The organism is Streptomyces sp. NPDC052042, assembly GCF_044548345.1.
Classification (GTDB): Bacteria; Actinomycetota; Actinomycetes; order Streptomycetales; family Streptomycetaceae; genus Streptomyces.
The window spans coordinates 16,778-36,968 of the sequence record NZ_JBIUBU010000022.1; the positions used below are offsets into that span (position 1 = coordinate 16,778).

The window sequence follows — 20,191 nt, forward strand, 5'->3', positions numbered from 1 at the left end:
CGGACAGGGGCGGCGGTGTTTTTCCGGCTGGGGTGTCGGTAAACCGGTGATGTGTGCGGGTCTAGTCTCGAAGCATGACTGTGTACGGAAACTTCCCCGGCTCCCGCCCCCGGCGGCTGCGGACGACCCCGGCGATGCGGCGCATGGTCGCCGAGACACGGCTCGACGCGGCGGACCTGATCCTGCCCGCGTTCGTACGCGAGGGCATCGACGCTCCCGTGCCCATTTCGGCCATGCCCGGGGTGTACCAGCACACCCTGGACACGCTGCGGAAGGCCGCCGCCGAGGCGGTGTCGGCGGGGGTCTCCGGGATCATGCTCTTCGGTGTGCCCGCGGACGAGAAGAAGGACGCCCGGGGCACGGCGGGCACCGACCCGGACGGCATCCTCCAGGTCGCTCTGCGCGCGGTGCGCGAGGAGGTCGGCGACGACCTCGTCGTCATGTCGGACCTGTGCCTGGACGAGTACACGGACCACGGCCACTGCGGTGTGCTGACCGCCGACGGCCGGGTCGACAACGACGCGACGCTGGAGCGGTACGCGGAGATGGCCCAGGTCCAGGCCGACGCGGGCGCCCATGTGGTCGGCCCCAGCGGCATGATGGACGGCCAGGTCGGGGTGGTCCGGGACGCGCTGGACCAGACGGGCCACGAGGACGTGTCGATCCTCGCGTACACCGTGAAGTACTCCTCGGCGTTCTACGGGCCCTTCCGTGAGGCGGTCGGCTCGTCGTTGAAGGGCGACCGCAAGACGTACCAGCAGGACCCGACGAACGCCCGTGAGTCGCTGCGCGAGCTGGCGCTCGACCTCGAAGAGGGCGCCGACATGGTCATGGTCAAGCCGGCCGGCCCGTACCTGGACATCCTCGCGAAGGTCGCCGACGCGGTGGACGTGCCGGTCGCCGCGTACCAGATCAGCGGCGAGTACGCGATGATCGAGGCCGCCGCCGAGAAGGGCTGGATCGACCGGGACGCGGCGATCATGGAGAGCCTGACCGGCATCCGGCGGGCGGGTGCGCGGATGATCCTGACGTACTGGGCGACGGAGGCCGCACAGCGGCTGGGCGGTCGCTGACCGTTCCGCGCCGAGGGTGACCGGGCCGTTTATGCGAACCGGCGGCTTCCGGCCGGATGCCGCCGGATCGTGGAGACGGCCCGGTGCCGTGTCCGGTCCGCCGTCTATGCCGGGGCGTCGGGCGTGCGGTCCCAGGCCGTGAGGACGCGGGCCGCCGCCCTGCCGAGTTCGGGGTCCGGGGCGAGGGCGCGCAGGACGTCGGAACGGGCGTCGCTCGGGCCCGCCTCTTCGAGGGCGGCGAGGGCGTTGTGGCGGACCAGGGTGTCTTCGTCGCCGTCGTCGTCCAGCACGGCGGCGGCCAGGGCCTCGTGCACGGCCGGCTCGTCGGCGTAGGAGCCGAGCGCATGGACCGCGTACTGGCGGACCAGGTCCTCATCGGGGTGGTTCGACGCGCTCAGCAGGGCCCGGACGACACTACGGGCGGCGGCGGGGTCGGACGGGGGCCACAGGCGCAGGATCGTGGCGGCCTCCACCCGGGCCAGTTCGTACGCGTGCGGGTCGGCGACGACGGACGCGAGGAAGAGCGCGGCGTCGACGGCGGTGCCGGTGGTGATGCCGCCGGGGTCCAGCGCCGCGATGATCTCGAGTCTGCGGTCGTCGTCTGCGGGCAGGGCATGGAACTCCTCGACCAGACGGGCGAGTTGAACGGGGTGCTCCGGAGGCTGGGACATGCGGTGTTTCTTTCGAGGGTTCTCTGTGGCGTGCGGGACTTCCGTCAGGGCCAGTCGATCATGGCCATGAACAGCAGCGCCGCGAAGAACACGACACCGGGCGCGAGAACCGCGAGGAAGAGCCCGGCCGGCGGCCTGCCCCGCCACAGAGCCCAGCTCCCCACCAGGGTGATCAGCGCCAGCACCAGACCGCAGTTGAACACCGTCCACGCGGGGCCGAAGCTCGCGTCGAACCGGCGGGCCGCGGCCCCTTGGCAGGAGTCACAGGCCATGGGCGAGATCCCGGCGAGGAACAGTGCGATGCACGCCAGCGGGAGCGTCACGATCGTGGAGATCAGTGAGGCGATCCAGACGCGCGGCGATCGGGTGGCGGTGGCGTCGGCGGTGAGGTCGTCAGTCATGCGTACGAGTCAACTCGGCTGTCTCTTGGGGCACATGAGTGCGCGTACTCATCGCCGGTCTGGTGCCTGACCGGGATGTCGGGCCCGTACCCGCCGGGCGAAGCGGCGCGGGGCTAGGGGCGCTGGAGGCCATGGGACGTGGAAGCCGGGGTGTGGGCTCACGGGGTGTGGGGGCCGTGGAGTGTGGGAGTCACCGGGTGCGGGTCATGGGGCGACGGTGTGGCCGGGGAGGCCGGTGCCGCCGAGAAGGGTCAGCAGGCTGGACAGCCGGCCGATGTCCTTCTTGCTCCATGGGGGCGCGGCGAAGATCTCGGCGGCGACCTGCTCGGCCGTGGCGAGCATCTCCGTCAGGCGTGCGTGGCCGGTGTCGGTCAGTGCCGCGTAGGCCACTCGGCCGTCGCGGGCGTCCGTCTCGCGTGTGACCAGGCCGATCCGCTCCAGCGGCGCCAGCCCCCGGGTCACCCCGGAGGCGGTCAGCCCCAGCGCCTCGGCCAGGTCCACCCGGCGCATCCGGCCGCCGGGCGCCTGCCCCAGGCGCAGCAGCATCGTGAAGTCGGCCAGGCTCACCCCGTGCAGCCCGCTCAGGCTCGCGTCGAACCGCTTCACCAGGGCCGCCTGGGCTCGTACGAGACGCAGGGTCGCGTCCAGGGCGTCACTCATTGCATCCTCCTTGACTGCTCAAGCATATATCCATACGTGAGCAGTCAAGGATTTATGCGAGGGGGCGACGGGGGATCAGAGGCTCGTCAGGCTCAGACGCGCTGTGGGAGCCGGCCCGCTTCTGGCTCGGGCCTGCTTCGGACTCAGGCCTGCTTCTGGGCTGCGGCTCGGCGCTGCCGTTTGCCCAGTGGCGCCTGGGAGAGGTCCTCGGCCTGGGGCTTGAGGTTCTTGTAGCCATAGCCACGGCTGGTCAGCCATGCCTTCGCCGCTTCTTCGGCGCGTTCGGTTGCCTCCAGGATGTCCTCCTCTTCCTCCCCGGAGTCCAGGAAGCGGAAGGTGAAGGCGGATCGCGCCGCCAGGTCGTAACTGAGGTGCCCCTCGGGCGTGAAGGCCGCGTGCAGGATGTCGTGTTCGGCGGCGCGGGCCAGGAGTTCGGCGCGTTGTTCGGCGCTGAGTCCGTCGAAGACACCGCGCACGGTGATACGGAAGGTACGAGTACTCATCCCGCGACATTAACAAGGCGTTACCTCGTTGGCTGAGTGGATATTGCCGGCCTGGTCCACGTGCGAGGGAGTTCGGGGGGGAACCCGGTCGACGTCGCATGGAAGCGTCCGCACGGGTCGGGCGTGGCCCATCCGGCACGGCGGCACTCGGGTCTGGGCGGCGCCGGCCGTCCTCATGGACCGCCGTCTTCATGGACCGCGGGCCTCACACCCTTTCCGGTCCTGGGCCATCGGTGACCCGGCCCGTTCGTACTTGGGGCGCGGCTTTGCGCCATGTGGCGCGACTTCGCCTTGATTCCTGGATGGCTCCGTCCATGGGACCGTCGTCATCATGATCGAGTCCTGGTTGATCGATGCCCGCAGATGCCCACCGGGTGTCCAATCGCTGACCAGGGAGCCGTCGTCGGGCCCGGACATCGAAAGTGAGCGGCGACCGCCGGGACGGCCCGCTTCGACTCCTACGAAAGCCAAGAGCGGACGAGGTGCACGACGGCCATGGCCACGAACCCGAACCCGATCAGGGCGACCACTCCACCCCATATCCGCACGAGCACGCGGAGTCGTGGCCTTCTGAGGGAGAAGTCCATCGAAGGATGTTCCTTCCCCAGCCTGTCGAGGCGCCGCAGGACGCTCGGTTCGGCGAACACGGGGTTGAGTTGCGTGTCCACGAACCATTGGGCGGCGCCGCGGTAGTCCGTCGTCAGAACGAGCCCGGCGAGCGTGATCCCGATCCCCAACAACACTGCTGTCCCGATCATTTGCCCCCCGAGAGGTTCGCTGTGGCGAGGCCGACCTGACGCCCGCCGGTCCGTTGCGTCAGGGCCTGGATCGTGCGCCGGGGCGTCTCCCCTGCGCTCGGCCCATGTTGTACTCCGCTTCGGGCATGCGCGGCGGTGTGTGGTGGGCGTTACGCTGCTCCGCTCGTTCGGTGGGACGGTTCGGTGCGTCGGCGGTCCGGATGGCGCGCTTCGGCGTGGGCGCGGTGGAGCGCGGCTTCGTGGGTGGCGGCGGCCGGGCGGCGGTTCAAAGCCAGGGCATCCGCCGTCTCCCCATCGCTTTTGGCGGAAACTACCCCGCCGCGCCGTCCGCCTGGTCCGGGCTCCGCAGCAGCGCGGACAGGTAGGCGGGGCATTCCTCGACCACGAGGTGACCGGCCCCGGAGACCACGCCCAGCTCAGTGCCGAGCCTGTCGCGCACTGCCGGTCCGAGCCGCCGTGGAGGGAGGAAGACGTCGTGCTCCCCGGTGACGACCAGGCGGGGTATCGACCGCACGGGCAGGGTGGCAGTACCGGGCGCCCCGCTGGAGCGCGCGTGCCGGGCGACCAGCGTCATCCACTCCACCAGTTCCCCGCGGGGCGGACGGCCCGGCGCGAGCATGGTGCGCAGGAGCCGGGCGCTGCGTGTCGACGTGGGCCGCAGGAACCAGGCGGCCGAGGCGGTCAGTACCGAGGGCGTCAGCTTCAGCCTGGTCAGTCCGCCGGGCGAGACCAGGACGAGCCGGTCGATCAGGGGACAGTCGCTGGACAGGGCGATGGCGGCACCGAAGGAGTGCCCCATCACCGTCACCGGCTCGGACGAGATCTCCTCGATCGTCTCGCCCAGCCACGCTCCGTACCAGGACAACCGGCCGCCGGAGACACCACGTCGGCCGGAACTGAGACCCGGCTGCCCCGGAACGTCCACCAGCAGGACCCGGTGGCCGTCGTCGACCAGGGCCGTGGCCAGTGGAAGGGACGCGGCTGCGTTGAAGTTGGTGCCCGGGACGAACACGACCGTCGTCGGGCCGGAACCGGCGAGAACCACGTGGGTCCGTGCTCCGTTGGCGGTGACCGTCTTCCGTTCGTGCGGCACCGGCCACCCGGCGAGCTGATCGAGGCACCAGTCTCGGATGAGCTCCCTGCTGGTCGTGCCGCGGTAGATCGAGTCCATCCGTCGAGTGTCGCTGCTCGTCCCGGACCACGGGGCGAGAACGGCCCCATGGACCGAGAGACTTGTGCGTCGGCCCCGGGTGAGGCGGGCTCAGCCCGGGTGGCTCGGTCCGGGCCCGGGAGCGGCACTGGTCAGTGCGGACCGGGCCGGGGCAGGCCAGGTCGAGGCGGGCTGGGTCGAGGCGGGCTGGGTCAGTCCCACCAGAATCCCCAGGTCGCCTGGTCCAACAGGTACTTCTCGGCGTAGTGGTCGAGGTCGTAGGGCGGGTTCTGGTTGATGTTGTCCGGGCAGAACGCGAAGTGCTCGGCGGCGAGCGCCCGCGCCTCGGCCGACGTGGTGGGCGGGCGTCCGACCGTGACGGTCAGGGTGTCGAAACCGAGCATCAGGACCCGTATGCCGTAGCGGTCCTCCCAGGAGCGGAGCACCGAGCTGAGCCGGGCCGTGTCGTTCTCGTAGTTGAGCGGGCCCGACCAGCCGATCGCCGCGGGGATGTCCGCAGTGCGCCGGGCCGGGACGAGCGCCGCCCGTACGTTCGGGAACCATCCCTCCGGGCCGGTGAACAGGCCGGCCATTTCCGTCGCCAAGTCGTCGGGGGACTGCGTCGGGGGCGTTCCACCGGGCGTGGGGGCCAGGCCCGGCCATGCGGCGGGCGGGGCGCCGAGTTCGTCGGGCGCGTACGAGGCCCAGTACGCGGCGAGCACTTCGGCGGGGTCGTGGTCGTCCGGCGACGAGGTGTCCTCCGGGACGAGGTCCCAGTCCTCGGGCCAGTTGTCCCGTCGGCCGCCGTCGATCAGTACGGGGAGCAACCCGAGCGGCTGCCCGGCCGCGTGCAGCCGGGACCAGTCCCCGGGGGCCACGGGCGCGTCGGTGCACCAGAGCAGCGGTTCGTGCCAGGTGCCGTCGATCGTGGCGTCCACCAGTGAGCCGGGCGGAAGCTGAAGCCCTGAAGCGGCCAGGGACGTGAGCGGGTTCGGAAGCGTCGCCATGGTGTCGAGCGTACGGGCGGCCACTGACAACGGTCCTGTTCGGCCGGGCCGCCGCCGTCGGCCCGACCACTGTCCGGACGGTCGCTGTCCGGACGGTCACTGTCGGCGCGGGGCGGGTGGGCCACCGGGCGGGCTCGCGTTCCGGAGCACGCCGCGTGGCTGCGAGGGCCTGCGCGGCGTGCGTCCGGTCCGTGCTGCGTCCGGTCCGCGCGTCCGGTTCGTGCGTCCGGACGTACGTCCGGGCCGTACGTGTCCGTTCCTTACGCCCGTTCCGTAGGTCCGTTCCGGGTACGTCGCTGGTTGGGCGTGCGTCCGGTCCGGGGTGCGTTCGGTGGGGCGCGCGATCTACGGGCGGGCGTGGTTCACGGCGGCGAACACGGCACGTGCCGTCGTACCGTCGGGCACGGACCAGCCTGCGGTGACGAGCCCCAGCCCAGCTCGTGCGTCGGCCTCCTGTCCGGGTCGCAGAACGCGGTTGATGCGGAGGGCCGGCCGATGTCCGTCGGCCGCCGTCTCCACGAAGACATCCGTGCCGTCCGGATCGTCGGACACGCTCATGGAGGTGATCGCGGACGTGGCGATCGGCTCGGTGCGTGAGGCGGTGACGGAGGGGTCGGGGGTGTCGCTCGTGCTCTGCATCTGCGGTTCGGCCTCACCGGCGACGAGCGCGAGCAGTTGCGCGACGAGTACCGGGTCACGCGTGCCGTCGTAAACCCAGCGACGCCCCAGCACCCCGTGCTCGGTGGTGCCGATCAGGGCTTCGCCGGCGCCCGCGAGCGGTGCGCCCCGGTAACTGAACGGCACCTGGTACGTGGCCGGTCGGTCCCCCGAGGTGTCGGTGACCACCATGAATTCCATGCCGACCTCGCCCTCGGGGTCGTCCAGCCGGAACCCGCCGGCCCTCACCAGCTCGGGCTGTCCCTTGCCGTGGTACCAGGGCTGGGCGGGCAGCCAGGTGGTGAGGAGTTCCAGCTTGGTGGGCGTCAGGGTGGTGCGGTAGATGAGTGCCATGCCGGTGCTTTCTCTCCCGTGAGCTCAGTCGAGTCGCTGATCGGAGGCGAAGTCCGCGAAGGCCGCCCAGGTGGTGGGGGTGATGGTGAGGTGGGGACCTTCGGGGGTCTTGGAGTCGCGGATGTGGATGGCGGCGGGGTGTGCTGCCACCTCGACGCACTGCCCGCCTTCGTCGCCGCTGTAGCTGGACTTGTGCCAGTCGTAAGCGACTTCGAGGCAGGCGCCGCCTTCGCTGCCGCTGTAGGTCGACTTGAACCACTTATGTGCTGTGCTGCTGCTCATGGCTCTCCCAACAGGACTACGGGGCTGAGGGGGTAGGGCTTGCAGCGGTGCGTGGTGCTCGGTTGCGGGTCGGGCCACCGGGGGCCGGTTCGGGGGTGGGGCTTGTATCGGTGAGTCCATGGGCGGACGCCGACGACGGCCCGCCCCGAACCGGTCGTTCAGGACCCGATGTGGGTGGCGAAGGCCGCCCAGGTGGTGGGGGCGATGGTGAGGATGGGGCCCTCGGGGTCTTTCGAGTCGCGGATGTGGATGGCGGCGGGGTGTGTGGCCACCTCGACGCATGCGCCGCCCTCGTCGCCGCTGTAGCTGGACTTGTGCCAGTCGTAGGCGACTTCGAGGCAGGCGCCGCCTTCGTCGCTGCTGTAGCTGGACTTGAACCACTCAAGTGTGCTGCTCATTACTCTCCCAGCAGACGGTCCAACAGACCCACGGTGTCTTTGGGGTTGAGGGCCTGGGCTCGCAGCATCGCATATTTCTGAGCGAGGATGCTGGTCTCGTCGGGGTCGGAGACGAGCAGACTGCCGCGCTGAGTTTCGGAGTAGGCGATGTGTTGAAAGTCAGGAGTCTCCAGCAGGATGAAGGGGCCAGCGAGCCCCGAGTGGGTACGGCTGTTCAGTGGCAGCACCTGGAGACAGATGCCGGGGAGCCCGGCGCAGGCACGTAGATGACGAAGCTGCTCCATATGTGCCTCGTCATCGATGAGTTGGAGCGTCAGAACCGGTTCCCAGACGACGAAGCTGATGGTCGGGGGCGAGGGGCGGCGCAGGATCTCCTGGCGCTGGAGTCGCGCCTCCGTCTGGTTCGCGATCTCCTCCTCGTTGAAGACCGGGACGCGGTTGCGGAAGACCGCTTCGGCGTACGGGGCCGTCTGGAGCAGGCCCGGCAGTACCTGGTTGTCGTACCAGGACAGAGCGAGCGCGTCATGCTCCAGGTCCACGTACTGCTCCGCCCACGCCGGGATCAGGTCCACCTCCGGCATGTTGCCCACCGCCATCTCCAGCGCGCCCTTCGTGCCGAGCAACTGGTCGAGATGGCTTGCCAGATCGGGGAGGAGTGAGCGCCTGCCCTGCTCGATGGAGGCGATCGTGTCGACCTGATGGCCCAGACGGTCCGCGAGTTGGGCTTGGGTCAGGCCGTTCGCGACGCGGTACAGACCGACGAGCTTGCCCACGAGTTTCATTGCCGACGCGTTCTTGCGCTGCCGCTTCCTGGGGTGCATATGAACCGAACTCCCACCGTTGTGCGTACGTCACGCGCGGACGGCCCGTACAACGGAGGTGTACGGATGCGCGTACTGTGGCAGCGTAGTCACGGAGTGTGACTCTCGTCTCGTGAATGAGACGATGCAACTCTCGTTGCTGCGCGAGCGGTTCTATCGGCGGGAGCGTCGATCCGTGCCCGCCACACGGGAGTTCGTGCGCGCCGCCGTGGCCGACTGGGGGCTCGGGGCGCGGCTGGACGACGTACTGCTGTGCGTGAGCGAGCTGGCGACCAATGCGCTGGTGCATGGAGTGCCGCCGGGGCGTGGGTACCTGGTGCGGTTGCTGCTGCGGGAGGGCGGGGCGGCGCTGCGGGTGGAGGTGCATGACAGCGGCGACGGGGAGCCGGTGGTGCGGGAGCCGGGGGCCGGGCCGGAGGGGGAGTCGGGGCGGGGGCTGCTGATCGTCGCGGCGATGGCCGATCGGTGGGGGGTGGGGGAACGGAACCCCGGCAAGATCGTGTGGTGCGAGTTCGGAGTGTGGTCAGCGGGAGGGGCGTGACTGGCGTGGTGGACGGGTCTGGGGCGGCGGCCGTTCGGGGTGGGGTGGGAGGCGGCCGGTGCGGGGGGCGGTATGCCCGGAGTGGCCGCATACAGTGAGGCATGACCGCGATCGATGAGTCCGTGACGGAATCAGAGCCGACCGTTCCGCCCGGCGTGAGGAACTTCCGTGACGCCGGTGGTGTGGGGACGCTGCCCCGAGGCGTGCTGTTCCGTTCCGCCGCGCTGCACCGTCTCGCCCCAGAGGGCGTGGGCGCCCTGCGGCGGCTGGGGCTGCGAACGGTCGTCGACCTGCGCAGCAACCCAGAGGTGGCGGAGCGGCCGGACGCCGTGGAGCTGGTTCGTGCGGGGCACGCCCGGTATCTTCACGTGCCCCTCTTCGAGGAACGGCGGTGGCCCGCGGACCAAGGGGAGCTCTATCCGCTGATGGCCGAGCGCGCCGGGAAGGCAGCGGTGGAGGTCGTACGACGGCTGATCGCGGACGACGCGGCGCCGGTACTGGTCCACTGTGCCTCGGGCAAGGACCGGACGGGGGTCGTCGTCGCGGTCGTCCAGACCCTGATGGGTGCCTCCGAGGAGGAGGTGCTCCGGGACTTCCTGCGTTCGAACACCGCACTGGGCCTGGTCGCCGATCCTTCCGCCGCCGGGACGGCCGTGGCACATGGGTCGTTGCCCGTGTCCGCCACGCACCTGCACCGTGCCATGCTGTGGATTCGGAGCCATCACGGCTCCGTCTCCCAGTACCTCGTGGCCCATGGCCTGGGCGCCTCGGAGCTTTCCGCCGCGCAGGGATCGCTCTGACACGACCGGGCCGTGCGGCACGAGGGAACGGACACGGCCCGTCAGGGGCCCCGAAGGCCGCGCACCGGCCCTAGAGTTCCTTGCCGCACAGAACGCGGTCGTTCACCAACTTGCCGGCGTGGGCCATCGAATTCTCGGTGAACACCGCGTCGGCCTTGTCGTCGCACGGGTCGCTGAGGCCGCCCAGAATCCTGTTCTCGACGATTTTGAAGATCTTGTGCGTCGCGCCGAACTTCTGGCCCTTGGTCCGGCACGCAGCCTCCATGACCACGTCACCCTTCTTCTCCGGGGTGCTGTGCACGCAGTCGCCGATCTCGATCCTGGGGCCGCCGCCTTCGCCTGGGCCGCCGGGGTGCGGCGGCTTCAGATTGCGCACATGCGTACCCGTAAACGGTCTGTCGCGTGTGCTCCAGCGCGGCCAGGCTGAGCGGTACGTCGACCACGAAGTCGGTGCGCGCGGCGCAGGACGTCGCGGAGAAGGGGACGGCGCTGCCACTGTCCGTCCGGTAGATGACCTTGGCGATGGCCTCGGGGGTGTCGCACGGGACCTCGCGGTAATCCTCCAACTGCTTGTCGCCCTCGGGGGCGGCGCATGCGTCGAAGTCGAGGTACCGCGTGCCGTAGGACGGGTTCACGCTCGGACTGGGGCTCGGGGTGCCGGACTCCCCGCCTGTGGCGTCGTGGTATCCCGTGGCCTTTCCGCAGCCGGTGAGGAGAAGCAGCGAGACGGCCACGGCGGCGGTGGCCGTGACCACGGTCGCTCCCCGGTGGTCCGGCCCGTCCGCGTGCTCCCGTCCGTACGAGCGCTCCGGCTCGTATGTGTGCTCCCGCTCTTACGGGCGCTTCGGCCCGCACACCTGATTTCGCCGGTCCGTCGCCACTTCCTCTGCGCACAGCCATCCCCCTCGGGCCTCGATCCGCGCCGACCCCCTTTCTCGGTCCCGTTTCTCGCATCGTACGGTCTATGAACCTTGTGGAGATGGTGAGTTGACGGTCGAAATCGTCGGTATTCAGGATTCCGGCCATGTACGGCGAGGGGGGTGGGTGGCTCGGGCCCGCGGGGCGTGCACGGTGGATGAGAGCTTGCGCTGACGGGAGGGGAGGACGCGTGCTCGGATCGAGGACGCGTCCTCGGGAAGCGAGGGCGTGCTCAGTCGAGGGCCAGGCTCATCTCGCTCTGCCAGTAGGTGACGAAGCCGTTGTCGCCCCAGTAGGTGTCGGCGGGGAGCTTAAGGTTGGCGGGGGAGCCTGTGGAGCCCGAGTTGCTCTTGGGGGCGAAGTACACCGCGAGGCTGCTGCCCTTGTGCAGCTTGCTCCCGTCGTCCTCACCGCTCAGCCCGATGCCGGCGTACGCGGACTGGCCCGGCTCAAGGGCGACCACGGCCTGCGGGACGCTGTCGCGGAGGACCGGGAACGCGGCCTGCGAGTCGTCGAACCGCAGCGCGGGCGCGTGGTACGCGAAGCAGGGGCGGGAGCCCGTGTTGGTCGCGGTGAGCAGCAGGTGGTTGATGGGACGGCTCACCTTGCTGACGGTGACCCTGGTGTTGTCGCCGGTGCAGGTGACGGGGGAGCTGTTGGCGTTGCCGCTGCCGGAGTTGTTTCCGCCGCCGGAGTCGGAGCCCTTGGTGGACGAACTGCCGGAGGACGAACCGGAGGACGAGCCGCTGGAGGACGAGCCGGCGGAGCCGGAAGCCACGTTCTCGGAGTCGGCGCCCTGCCCGTTGGCGTTGTCCTTGCCCTTCCCGGCGGTCTCGCCACCGTCGTTCGGGTTGACGGTCCCGGTCGGTCGGCTGCTGCCCGCGGGAGTCGGATTCTCGGCCAGGTCCTCGGTGTTGCAGGCGGTCAGGGACAGGGTGGCCAGGAGGGCGGTGGCGGCGAGGGCGGTGGTGCGGATGAGGTTCCTGCGCATGGTGGTACTCCCCGTGTGTGGTGGTGAGGTCATGTCTGCTCGGCGGACCGTTCAGTGACGGAAGATCAGGACCAGGACGATCGAGGTGGTCACGATCACTACGCCGACGGCCAGGGCATCGATGGGTTCGATGCGGAAACGGGTGCGCACTGCGTCGTCCCGATGGTTGCCGTGGTGTGGTCGCTGCGGTGTGGTCCCAGACTGCGGGACGGCTGAATCCGGCCGCAACGCCGAACGGACCATTGGGGAAGCTGGAATGCCTGCGCATACTCTGACCTGGGCAGATTCCACGTCCCTGGAACGTCGTTCCGGGACGGACGAGGAGGGGGAACGCCGTAATGGCGACGCCGGAGGCCGTGGAGTTCGCGGCTCTGCTGAAGAAACTGAAGGACCGTTCGGGGCTCAGCTACGGAGTGCTCGCCGGGAGGCTGCACGTCAGCACGTCGACGCTCCACAGGTACTGCAACGGCGACGCGGTGCCCAACGAGTACGCCCCGGTGGAGCGGCTGGGGCGGCTGTGCGGTGCGAGCCCGGAGGAACTGGTGGAGCTCCACCGGCGGTGGATCGTGGCCGACGCGGCGAGACGGCGTCCGTCCCCGGCACCTGCCCCGGGCCCGGCCCCTGTCCCGGGCCCGGCGCCCGCTCCTGACGTTGCCCGTACCCCGGCCCCGGTTCCGGCAGCCGGTTCGGGAACCGCTTCCGAGGCCGATGACGGCCGCGAAGTCCGGGACGGCGACGGTGACGGTGGTGACCGCGGTGATGGTGGTGGTCGCGGTGACAGTGGTAGCCGCGGTGATGTTGGTGGTCATGGCGACGGTGGTGGTCGCGGTGACGGGGTACGCGGAGGGGGCGAGCGGGAGCGCGACGGTGGCGGTGTGGCCACGCCCGGGTCCGCTTCCGTCGAGCCCGCCACCACGCCGACTCCCGCGCCTGTCGAGCCCGCCACCACGCCGACTCCCGCGTCCGCGCCCGTTGACGCGTCGGCTTCGGACGTGTCCGTATCGGTGTCCGGGCCCGCAGCCGCCGCGGAGGCGGGCGCCGGAGTGGGGAGTGGCCGGTTCCGGTGGTTCCGGAGCTCGCCGCGTACACGAGTCCTGCTCGCCGTGGCGGCCGTGGTCGCGCTCACCGTGCCCACCACGGTTGTCGTCAACAAGCTCTCTGCCACTGACGACGTGGCCCTGAGCGACATTCCCGCCTCGGCGGACGTGCTGGAACCCGGCCCGTCCGAATCGCCCGCGCGGAGGACCCACGGCGGGACCGCGTCACCCGGCACCCCTTCCCCCACGGCCGACCCCAGCGGGCCTGAGTCCGCGCGCACTTCGTCCGCCGGGCCCACGGCGTCCTCCGGTCCGGAAGCCGGGGCGGGGCGGGGAAACGAGGCGCCGGCGGTCGGCGGCGTGCCGGTGACCGCCGCGATCAGTTCGTACAACTGGGACGCGCCCTGCGACGAGTACTACGTCCTGGATCAGGAGCCGGAGGACGTCCCGCCGCCCCCCACGCCGATGGACGGCCGAAGCTGGGCGCGGGCGCTCGGCGCGGTGGACGGCGCACACCAGCTGATCGAACTGACCGTGCAGGGAACGTCGCGCCAGCCGGTCGTGCTGAACGCGCTGCACGTACGGCAGGTCTCGAAGAAGGCGCCGCTGCCCTGGTCGGTGTACGCGACGAGCCTGGGGTGCGGAAGCGGCGTCACACCGCAGTCCTTCGACATCGACCTCGACGACGACAGGCCGAGGACGCGGCCCGTGCCCGGGCAGCGGGGCGACACGGTGATCCCGGCGAAGGACTTCCCGTTCAAGGTGTCGTCCACCGACGTGGAGGTGTTCGACCTCAAGGTCCATGTCGAGGCGCACGAGGTGAGCTGGTACCTGGAACTGGAGTGGAGCAGCGGCGGTCGGTCCGGGACGCTACGTATCGACGACGGCGGGAAGCCATTCCGCGTCAGTGCCATCAAGACCCGGCCGCAGTACTCCTACTGGTACGACAAGGCTCGCTGGACGGCCGACTGAATCGGCCGTGGCCGCTGCGCCACCGGAAACCGGCGGCGCAGCGGCCACGTGCAACGGCCCTCGGGGCGCTCAGAGGCGCTCGGGGGTCCTGATGCCGAGCAGCTCCATGCCCTGGTGCAGGGTGCGGGCGGTGAGGTCCGAGAGGAAGAGACGGTTCTCGGCCACGTCCTGCGGGACGTCCGTCCGCAGCACCGGGCACTGGTCGTAGAACGCCGTGAACAATGACGAGAGCTGGTAGAGGTACGCGGCCAGGCGGTGCGGCTCGTACGCGGCGGCGACCTCGGCCACGACCTCGCCGAACTGGTCCAGGTGCAGGCCCAGCGCCCGTTCGGCCGGGGCCAGCTCCAGCTCCGGGTGCGGCTGCGGCTTCAGCTCGCCCGCCTTGCGCTTGATGGAGCGGGAACGGGCGTGCGCGTACTGGATGTATACGCTGGTGTCGCCGTTCAGCGAGACCATCTGGTCCAGGTCGAACTTGTAGTCGCGGGCGGCCGACGTGGACAGGTCCGCGTACTTCACCGCGCCGATGCCGACCTGCGCGGCACGCTCCGCGATCTCCTCCTCGGTGAGGTCCTGGGCCTTCTCGCGCACGACGACGGACGCGCGGTCGATCGCCTCGTCCAGCAGGTCCGCCAGCCGGACCGTCTCGCCCTCACGGGTCTTGAACGGCTTGCCGTCCTTGCCCAGCACCGTGCCGAAGGCGAGCTGGACGGCGTTGACGTCCTCGTTCAGCCAGCCGGCGCGGCGGGCCGTCTCGAAGACCATCTTGAAGTGCAGGGCCTGCCGCGCGTCCACCACGTACAGGAGGCTGGACGCCTTGAGGTTCTGGACCCGGTCGCGGATCGCGGAGAGGTCCGTCGCGGCGTAGCCGAAACCACCGTTCGACTTCTGCACGATCAGCGGCACCGGGTTGCCGTCCGGGCCCTTGACATCGTCGAAGAACACACAGAGCGCGCCCTCGGAGCGGACGGCGACGCCCGACTCCTCCAGCAGGCGGCAGGTCTCCGTCAGCATGTCGTTGTAGCCGGACTCACCGACGATGTCGGCGTCGCGGATCTCCATGTCCAGCTTGTTGAAGACCGAGTAGAAGTAGATCTTCGACTCGTCGACGAAGCGCTGCCACATGGCGAGGGTCTCCTCGTCACCGGCCTGGAGCGCGACGACCCGGTCCCGGGAGCGGGCTTTGAACTCCTCGTCGGAGTCGAAGAGCGCCCGCGACGCCTTGTAGAGGCGGTTCAGGGAGGACATGGCGGCCTCGCCGTCGCCCTCACCGCCCTCGTGGCTCAGCTCGCCCGGGTGCTCGATGAGGTACTGGATGAGCATGCCGAACTGGGTGCCCCAGTCACCGATGTGGTGACGCCGGATCACGGTCTCGCCCGTGAACTCCAGGATCTGCGCCATCGCGTCACCGATCACCGCGGAGCGGAGGTGGCCGACGTGCATCTCCTTGGCCACGTTCGGCTGGGCGTAGTCGATGACCGTGGTGCCCGCGGCGCTGTTGTACGGGACGCCGAGGCGGCCCTCGTCGTCGGCGTCGCGCGCGGCGAGGGTCTCGATGATCGCCCGGTCGCTGAGTGTGATGTTGAGGAAGCCAGGGCCGGAGACCTCGATCTCCTTGATCGGGCCATCGGCCGGGACCGCGGCCGTGACCTGGGCGGCCAGCTCGCGCGGGTTGCCCTTGAGCTTCTTGGCCAGGGCGAGGATGCCGTTGGCCTGGAAGTCGGCCCGGTCGCTTCGTCGCAGCAGCGGGTCCGCGGTGCCGGCGTCCGGCAGTGCTGCCGTCAGGGCGTCCGCGAGCTGCTGCTGGAGCGTGGAAGCGAGGGAATTGACCGAGGCCATGGGCTGGCTGCCGTTTCCTTAGAGGTACAGGGGCACAGTGACGCGGCACGATGGCTGCGAAGTATCACACCAGTATTCCACGGTGGGTAAACCCGTTTTCCGAGCGCCTTCCAGCGGCGGGGCGGGCCGCCGGGCGCCTTCCGGCGGAGGGGTGCGACGCGTCCGAAGAGCTTCCAGCGGTAGGGCGGGCTGCGTCCGAACGGTTTCCAGCGGTAGGGCGGGGTTGTCTTCGAGTGCGCTCCCATGGCAGGGGGGGGGTGTCTTCGAGCGTGTGCCCACGGCGGGGCGGGGCTGTTTTCGAGCGTGTGCCCACGGCGGGGCGGGGCCGCGCTTTCCGGCGGAGGGTACGCCGTGCGACAAAGCCGTTTTCGCGCTGCAGGGGGGACCTGGGAGAATGAATGGGTCCCATACCGGTCCGCCCGGGCCTTTCGGTTCCGACAGGTTCCGACGGGTCGGTTCCGGTAGGTCGGCTCCGACGGTTCCGGCAGGCCGGAACAGACCTCGGCAAGCCCCTACAGGTCTCCGACAAGTCCCATAGATTCCACAGATCGATAGATTCCACAGAGGGTTTTCTTTCCCTACGAGTCCCACAAGAGAGAAGGACGTGCAGACCGTGGCTCAGAGTCAGAGCGGCACCGAGACCGACTGGGTCTCCCGTTTCGCGGACGATGTCATCGCCGAATCGGAGCGTCGTGCGCCTGGCAAACCGGTCGTCGTCGCGTCCGGTCTCTCCCCGTCGGGCCCGATCCACCTGGGCAATCTCCGCGAGGTCATGACCCCGCACCTGGTCGCCGACGAGATCCGCCGCCGCGGCTACACCGTGCGGCACCTGATCTCTTGGGACGACTACGACCGCTACCGCAAGGTCCCGAACGGCGTCCCCGGCGTCGACGCGTCCTGGGCCGAGCACATCGGCAAGCCGCTGACCTCGGTGCCCGCTCCGGCCGGATCCGCGTACCCGAACTGGGCCGAGCACTTCAAGGCCGCCATGAACGAGGCGCTGGGTGAGCTGGGCGTCGAGTTCGACGGCATCAGCCAGACCGAGAAGTACACCTCGGGTGCGTACCGCGAGCAGATCCTGCACGCCATGAAGCACCGCGCCGAGATCGATGCCGTGCTCGACCGCTACCGGACGAAGAAGGACCCGGCGGACGCGGCGGCCAAGGGCGCCAAGGGCGGCAAGAAGCCGCAGCAGCAGAAGAAGGTCGACGAGGCGGAGGCCGCGGCCGAGGAAGGCTCCGGAGCGGCCAGCGAGGACGACGGCAGCGGCGGCTCGGCCGGCTACTTCCCGTACAAGCCCTACTGCGGCAACTGCGAGAAGGACCTCACGACCGTCACGTCGTACGACGACGACAGCACGGAGCTGAACTACACCTGCACGTCCTGCGGCTTCGCCGAGACCGTCCGGCTGAACGAGTTCAACCGCGGCAAGCTGGTCTGGAAGGTCGACTGGCCGATGCGCTGGGCCTACGAGGGCGTGGTCTTCGAGCCGAGCGGCGTGGACCACTCCTCGCCGGGCTCCTCGTTCGTCGTCGGCGGCCAGATCGTCCGCGAGGTCTTCGGCGGGGTGCAGCCGATCGGCCCGATGTACGCCTTCGTCGGCATTTCCGGCATGGCGAAGATGTCGTCCAGCAAGGGCGGCGTGCCGACCCCGGCCGACGCGCTGAAGATCATGGAGGCGCCGCTGCTGCGCTGGCTGTACGCGCGCCGCAAGCCGAACCAATCCTTCAAGATCGCTTTTGACCAGGAGATCCAGCGGCTCTACGACGAGTGGGACTCGCTGAAGCGCAAGGTGGCCGACGAGTCGGTGCTGCCGGCCGACGCCGCCGCGTACAGCCGGGCCGTCGGCACGGCCGCCGGTGAGCTGCCGCGCACGCCGCGCCCGCTGCCGTACCGCACGCTCGCGTCGGTCGTCGACATCACGGCCGGGCACGACGAGCAGACGCTGCGGATCCTCAGCGAGCTGGACCCGGAGAACCCGCTGACCTCGCTGGACGAGGTCCGGCCCCGTCTTGACCGGGCCGAGAACTGGATCACCACCCAGGTCCCGGCCGAGGCCCGCACCATCGTCCGCGACGAGCCGGACAAGGAGCTGCTCGGTTCCCTGGACGACCAGGGTCGGGAGTCGCTGCGGCTCCTGCTGGAGGGGCTGGACTCGCACTGGTCGCTGGACGGTCTCACCACGCTCGTCTACGGCGTGCCGAAGGTGCTGGCCGGTCTGGAGCCGGACGCCAAGCCGACGCCCGAGCTGAAGGTCGCGCAGCGGTCGTTCTTCGCGCTGCTGTACCGGCTGCTGGTCAGCCGGGACACCGGACCGCGGCTGCCGACGCTGCTGCTGGCCGTGGGCGCGGACCGGGTGCGCAGGCTGTTGGGGGCGTGAGGACTCCGTCGCTGATCAAGGCGGATCGCCGCTGAAACGTGGATCGCCGGGTGGCCGAGGAATCGGCCACCCGGCGATTTGCGTCGGTCGTACGGGTCGCGCGGGGCATGCCGGTCGTGCGGGTTGCGTTGGCCCGGTTGGCCCGGTTGGCCCGGTTGGTCACGCGGGGCACGTTGGCCATGTGGGCTGCGTGGGCTGCGTGGGCCACATGGCTCAGGCGATGTGGTTCTCCGCCATCTCGTTGTCGAAGCGCTGCTTGAACCCCGGCAGCATGCGGCGGAGCAGGGCCGTGCTGCGGGGGTGGTGGACGTTGTGCACGTCCGAGAGGTGTATGTCGAGGACCTCGGCGCTCGGGTGGGCCTGGTGCGTGAGGGTGTACTCGGCGAACACCTGGTACGCGATGGTCCCGAACTCGACCTCGGACGCGACTCCGGACTCGGCCCACTCGGACTGGTCGGTCTCCTGCCATGGTCCCGCCTCTTCGGGGCCGGGGCCGGGGCCGGGGCCGGGGTGGGGTCCGGGTTCGGGTTCAGGTTGGAGTGCGGGCGTGGGTTCGACCGCGGGCGTGGGCTCGGGGGCGGTCGCCGGCTCGGGGGCGGTCGTCTGTGCCGGTGTCTGAACCTGAACCTGTGCGGGTGTCTGAACCTGTGCCTGTGCGGGTGTCTGAACCTGTGCCTGCGCCTGTGCTGGGGGCTGCCCCTGCTCCTGTGCGGGCACGGGTGCGGATGCCGGAGTGGGCTGAGGCGCGGGCTGGGGCTCAGGCTCCGGCCGAGGCGCTGGCTGGGAATCCACGGCGCGCGGTTCGGGGACGGCGCCGATCGTCCCCACATTGCCCAGCGGACGGGTCCGGCCGCCGGGGCCCAGCGGGACCCTGACCGGTGCGGGTTCCGGGCCCTCGGCCTGCGTCGGGTCGTACGTGCTCCGGTGCGCGTCGTTCGATGCCGGGGGCGAGGCGAACCATGGGCTCTCGTGCGAGCCCGGGCCGTCCTGCGGCCGTTCCTTGGCCCCCGCCGTCTGGCCCTCGCCGGTGCGGGCGTGCTGTGGCTGCTCGTGTTGCTGATGCCCCTGTTGCCCGGCCGGTTGCTCGTACGGCTGTTGCTGCTGGTGCCCCTGCTGCTCCTGGTGCTGTTCTTGGTGCTGTTGTGGGGCGAGCGCCTGTGGGTGTGCCCGACCCTGCTCCTGCTCCTGCCCCCGCGTCTGCGTCTGTGTCTGCGGTCCGGCGTACGGCAGCTCGGGCGGGTACTCGTCGGGCCCGGCCGCGGGCAGGGCGGGTGCCGGGGGCAGGAGCACCGGTTCGATGCCCGCAGCGGCGAGTCCGGCCCCGGCGGTCTCGGCCAGCGGAACGCCGTACTTCGCCAGGCGCAGCGGCATCAGGGACTCGACGGGCGCCTTGCGTCGCCAGCTGCGGCCGAACCGGGCCTGGAGCCGTGCCTGGTAGATCAGCCGGTCCTGTTCGAGCTTGATGACCTGTTCGTAGGAGCGGAGCTCCCAGAGCTTCATCCGTCGCCACAGCCGGAACGTCGGCACCGGGGAGAGCAGCCAGCGGGTGAGGCGCACGCCCTCCATGTGTTTGTCCGCTGTGATGTCGGCGATCCGGCCCACGGCGTGCCGGGCGGCCTCGACGGCGACCACGAACAGCACCGGGATGACCGCATGCATGCCGACCCCGAGCGGGTCGGGCCAGGCGGCGGCGCCGTTGAAGGCGATCGTCGCGGCGGTCAGTAGCCAGGCCGTCTGACGCAGCAGCGGGAACGGGATGCGCATCCAGGTCAGCAGCAGGTCCAGGGCGAGCAGCACACAGATGCCCGCGTCGATGCCGATCGGGAAGACCAGCGAGAAGTCGCCGAAGCCCTTCTGTACGGCCAGCTCGCGCACCGCCGCGTACGAACCGGCGAAACCGATTCCGGCGATGAGTACCGCACCGGCGATCACGAGCCCGATGAGTACCCGGTGGGTACGTGTCAGCTGCATCGCAGCCACC

General features: G+C 70.2%; 21 protein-coding genes. 5 read left to right on the forward strand and 16 right to left on the reverse strand.

What is annotated here, in order from left to right; translation table 11 throughout:
- Positions 1–74: 74 nt before the first annotated feature.
- The gene (gene hemB, locus ACIHCL_RS28505; protein WP_399866249.1) at positions 75–1,073 is read left to right on the forward strand and encodes a porphobilinogen synthase; all 999 of its coding nucleotides are present in this window, start codon (positions 75–77) and stop codon (positions 1,071–1,073) included.
- A gap of 104 nt (positions 1,074–1,177) precedes the next feature.
- Here the strand turns inward: hemB and ACIHCL_RS28510 are convergent, their stop codons facing one another.
- The 11 genes from ACIHCL_RS28510 to ACIHCL_RS28560 all read right to left on the reverse strand — a co-directional run bounded on the left by ACIHCL_RS28510 (position 1,178) and on the right by ACIHCL_RS28560 (position 8,696).
- On the reverse strand, positions 1,178–1,744 hold the full coding sequence (locus ACIHCL_RS28510; protein WP_399866251.1) for a hypothetical protein: 567 nt from the start codon (positions 1,742–1,744) through the stop codon (positions 1,178–1,180).
- 44 nt (positions 1,745–1,788) lie between these two features.
- Positions 1,789–2,145 (reverse strand): hypothetical protein, encoded by a 357-nt coding sequence (locus ACIHCL_RS28515; protein WP_399866253.1) that lies wholly within the window; start codon positions 2,143–2,145, stop codon positions 1,789–1,791.
- A 204-nt stretch (positions 2,146–2,349) separates the two neighbouring features.
- Positions 2,350–2,805: a MarR family winged helix-turn-helix transcriptional regulator gene (locus tag ACIHCL_RS28520; RefSeq protein WP_399866256.1), complete on the reverse strand. Its 456-nt coding sequence runs from the start codon at positions 2,803–2,805 to the stop codon at positions 2,350–2,352.
- Between the two features lie 143 nt (positions 2,806–2,948).
- A complete protein-coding gene (locus ACIHCL_RS28525) occupies positions 2,949–3,308 on the reverse strand; it encodes a DUF6204 family protein (RefSeq protein ID WP_399866258.1) in 360 nt (119 codons plus the stop codon).
- 458 nt (positions 3,309–3,766) lie between these two features.
- Positions 3,767–4,066, reverse strand: a complete 300-nt coding sequence (locus ACIHCL_RS28530; protein WP_399866260.1) for a hypothetical protein — start codon at positions 4,064–4,066, stop codon at positions 3,767–3,769.
- Between the two features lie 310 nt (positions 4,067–4,376).
- A complete protein-coding gene (locus ACIHCL_RS28535; protein ID WP_399866261.1) occupies positions 4,377–5,237 on the reverse strand; it encodes an alpha/beta fold hydrolase in 861 nt (286 codons plus the stop codon).
- 191 nt (positions 5,238–5,428) lie between these two features.
- Positions 5,429–6,223, reverse strand: coding sequence for a DUF4253 domain-containing protein (locus tag ACIHCL_RS28540; protein ID WP_399866262.1), 795 nt, complete (start codon positions 6,221–6,223; stop codon positions 5,429–5,431).
- Between the two features lie 345 nt (positions 6,224–6,568).
- Positions 6,569–7,234, reverse strand: coding sequence for a 1,4-alpha-glucan branching protein (locus ACIHCL_RS28545; RefSeq protein WP_399866265.1), 666 nt, complete (start codon positions 7,232–7,234; stop codon positions 6,569–6,571).
- Between the two features lie 24 nt (positions 7,235–7,258).
- Complete coding sequence (locus ACIHCL_RS28550; RefSeq protein WP_399866267.1) at positions 7,259–7,516, reverse strand: DUF397 domain-containing protein; 258 nt, start codon at positions 7,514–7,516, stop codon at positions 7,259–7,261.
- 158 nt (positions 7,517–7,674) lie between these two features.
- Positions 7,675–7,914, reverse strand: coding sequence for a DUF397 domain-containing protein (locus ACIHCL_RS28555; protein WP_399866269.1), 240 nt, complete (start codon positions 7,912–7,914; stop codon positions 7,675–7,677).
- Entirely contained in the window at positions 7,914–8,696 is a 783-nt protein-coding gene (locus ACIHCL_RS28560; RefSeq protein WP_399866443.1) for a Scr1 family TA system antitoxin-like transcriptional regulator, read from the reverse strand. Before ACIHCL_RS28560 ends, ACIHCL_RS28555 begins: the two co-directional genes overlap by 1 nt.
- Before the next feature lie 151 nt (positions 8,697–8,847).
- Here ACIHCL_RS28560 and ACIHCL_RS28565 point away from each other — a divergent pair, with 151 nt between their 5' ends.
- Positions 8,848–9,276 (forward strand): ATP-binding protein, encoded by a 429-nt coding sequence (locus tag ACIHCL_RS28565; protein ID WP_399866271.1) that lies wholly within the window; start codon positions 8,848–8,850, stop codon positions 9,274–9,276.
- Positions 9,277–9,377: 101 nt separating this feature from the next.
- On the forward strand, positions 9,378–10,076 hold the full coding sequence (locus ACIHCL_RS28570; RefSeq protein WP_399866273.1) for a tyrosine-protein phosphatase: 699 nt from the start codon (positions 9,378–9,380) through the stop codon (positions 10,074–10,076).
- A gap of 70 nt (positions 10,077–10,146) precedes the next feature.
- Here the strand turns inward: ACIHCL_RS28570 and ACIHCL_RS28575 are convergent, their stop codons facing one another.
- The 3 genes from ACIHCL_RS28575 to ACIHCL_RS28585 all read right to left on the reverse strand — a co-directional run bounded on the left by ACIHCL_RS28575 (position 10,147) and on the right by ACIHCL_RS28585 (position 11,985).
- A complete protein-coding gene (locus ACIHCL_RS28575; protein WP_399866274.1) occupies positions 10,147–10,347 on the reverse strand; it encodes a hypothetical protein in 201 nt (66 codons plus the stop codon).
- 1 nt (position 10,348) lies between these two features.
- Positions 10,349–10,831: a hypothetical protein gene (locus ACIHCL_RS28580; RefSeq protein ID WP_399866276.1), complete on the reverse strand. Its 483-nt coding sequence runs from the start codon at positions 10,829–10,831 to the stop codon at positions 10,349–10,351.
- Between the two features lie 395 nt (positions 10,832–11,226).
- A complete protein-coding gene (locus ACIHCL_RS28585) occupies positions 11,227–11,985 on the reverse strand; it encodes a DUF4232 domain-containing protein (RefSeq protein ID WP_399866278.1) in 759 nt (252 codons plus the stop codon).
- Between the two features lie 338 nt (positions 11,986–12,323).
- Here ACIHCL_RS28585 and ACIHCL_RS28590 point away from each other — a divergent pair, with 338 nt between their 5' ends.
- A complete protein-coding gene (locus tag ACIHCL_RS28590) occupies positions 12,324–13,994 on the forward strand; it encodes a helix-turn-helix domain-containing protein (RefSeq protein WP_399866279.1) in 1,671 nt (556 codons plus the stop codon).
- 69 nt (positions 13,995–14,063) lie between these two features.
- Here ACIHCL_RS28590 and argS read toward each other — a convergent pair whose 3' ends face one another.
- Positions 14,064–15,830, reverse strand: a complete 1,767-nt coding sequence (gene argS / locus ACIHCL_RS28595) for an arginine--tRNA ligase (protein WP_399866281.1) — start codon at positions 15,828–15,830, stop codon at positions 14,064–14,066.
- 604 nt (positions 15,831–16,434) lie between these two features.
- On the opposite strand from argS, the gene lysS reads away from it, so the two are divergent.
- Positions 16,435–18,210, forward strand: a complete 1,776-nt coding sequence (gene lysS / locus ACIHCL_RS28600) for a lysine--tRNA ligase (RefSeq protein WP_399866283.1) — start codon at positions 16,435–16,437, stop codon at positions 18,208–18,210.
- A 213-nt stretch (positions 18,211–18,423) separates the two neighbouring features.
- Here lysS and ACIHCL_RS28605 read toward each other — a convergent pair whose 3' ends face one another.
- Positions 18,424–20,190 (reverse strand): DUF2637 domain-containing protein, encoded by a 1,767-nt coding sequence (locus ACIHCL_RS28605; protein ID WP_399866285.1) that lies wholly within the window; start codon positions 20,188–20,190, stop codon positions 18,424–18,426.
- Between the last annotated feature and the right edge of the window lies 1 nt (position 20,191).

Excerpts from the sequence above, each read along its gene's own strand:
- hemB (WP_399866249.1), top strand. The coding sequence starts at position 75 with ATGACTGTGTACGGAAACTTCCCCGGCTCCCGCCCCCGGCGGCTGCGG.
- ACIHCL_RS28510 (WP_399866251.1), bottom strand. The coding sequence starts at position 1,744 with ATGTCCCAGCCTCCGGAGCACCCCGTTCAACTCGCCCGTCTGGTCGAG.
- ACIHCL_RS28515 (WP_399866253.1), bottom strand. The coding sequence starts at position 2,145 with ATGACTGACGACCTCACCGCCGACGCCACCGCCACCCGATCGCCGCGC.
- ACIHCL_RS28520 (WP_399866256.1), bottom strand. The coding sequence starts at position 2,805 with ATGAGTGACGCCCTGGACGCGACCCTGCGTCTCGTACGAGCCCAGGCG.
- ACIHCL_RS28525 (WP_399866258.1), bottom strand. The coding sequence starts at position 3,308 with ATGAGTACTCGTACCTTCCGTATCACCGTGCGCGGTGTCTTCGACGGA.
- ACIHCL_RS28530 (WP_399866260.1), bottom strand. The coding sequence starts at position 4,066 with ATGATCGGGACAGCAGTGTTGTTGGGGATCGGGATCACGCTCGCCGGG.
- ACIHCL_RS28535 (WP_399866261.1), bottom strand. The coding sequence starts at position 5,237 with ATGGACTCGATCTACCGCGGCACGACCAGCAGGGAGCTCATCCGAGAC.
- ACIHCL_RS28540 (WP_399866262.1), bottom strand. The coding sequence starts at position 6,223 with ATGGCGACGCTTCCGAACCCGCTCACGTCCCTGGCCGCTTCAGGGCTT.
- ACIHCL_RS28545 (WP_399866265.1), bottom strand. The coding sequence starts at position 7,234 with ATGGCACTCATCTACCGCACCACCCTGACGCCCACCAAGCTGGAACTC.
- ACIHCL_RS28550 (WP_399866267.1), bottom strand. The coding sequence starts at position 7,516 with ATGAGCAGCAGCACAGCACATAAGTGGTTCAAGTCGACCTACAGCGGC.
- ACIHCL_RS28555 (WP_399866269.1), bottom strand. The coding sequence starts at position 7,914 with ATGAGCAGCACACTTGAGTGGTTCAAGTCCAGCTACAGCAGCGACGAA.
- ACIHCL_RS28560 (WP_399866443.1), bottom strand. The coding sequence starts at position 8,696 with ATGAAACTCGTGGGCAAGCTCGTCGGTCTGTACCGCGTCGCGAACGGC.
- ACIHCL_RS28570 (WP_399866273.1), top strand. The coding sequence starts at position 9,378 with ATGACCGCGATCGATGAGTCCGTGACGGAATCAGAGCCGACCGTTCCG.
- ACIHCL_RS28585 (WP_399866278.1), bottom strand. The coding sequence starts at position 11,985 with ATGCGCAGGAACCTCATCCGCACCACCGCCCTCGCCGCCACCGCCCTC.
- ACIHCL_RS28590 (WP_399866279.1), top strand. The coding sequence starts at position 12,324 with ATGGCGACGCCGGAGGCCGTGGAGTTCGCGGCTCTGCTGAAGAAACTG.
- argS (WP_399866281.1), bottom strand. The coding sequence starts at position 15,830 with ATGGCCTCGGTCAATTCCCTCGCTTCCACGCTCCAGCAGCAGCTCGCG.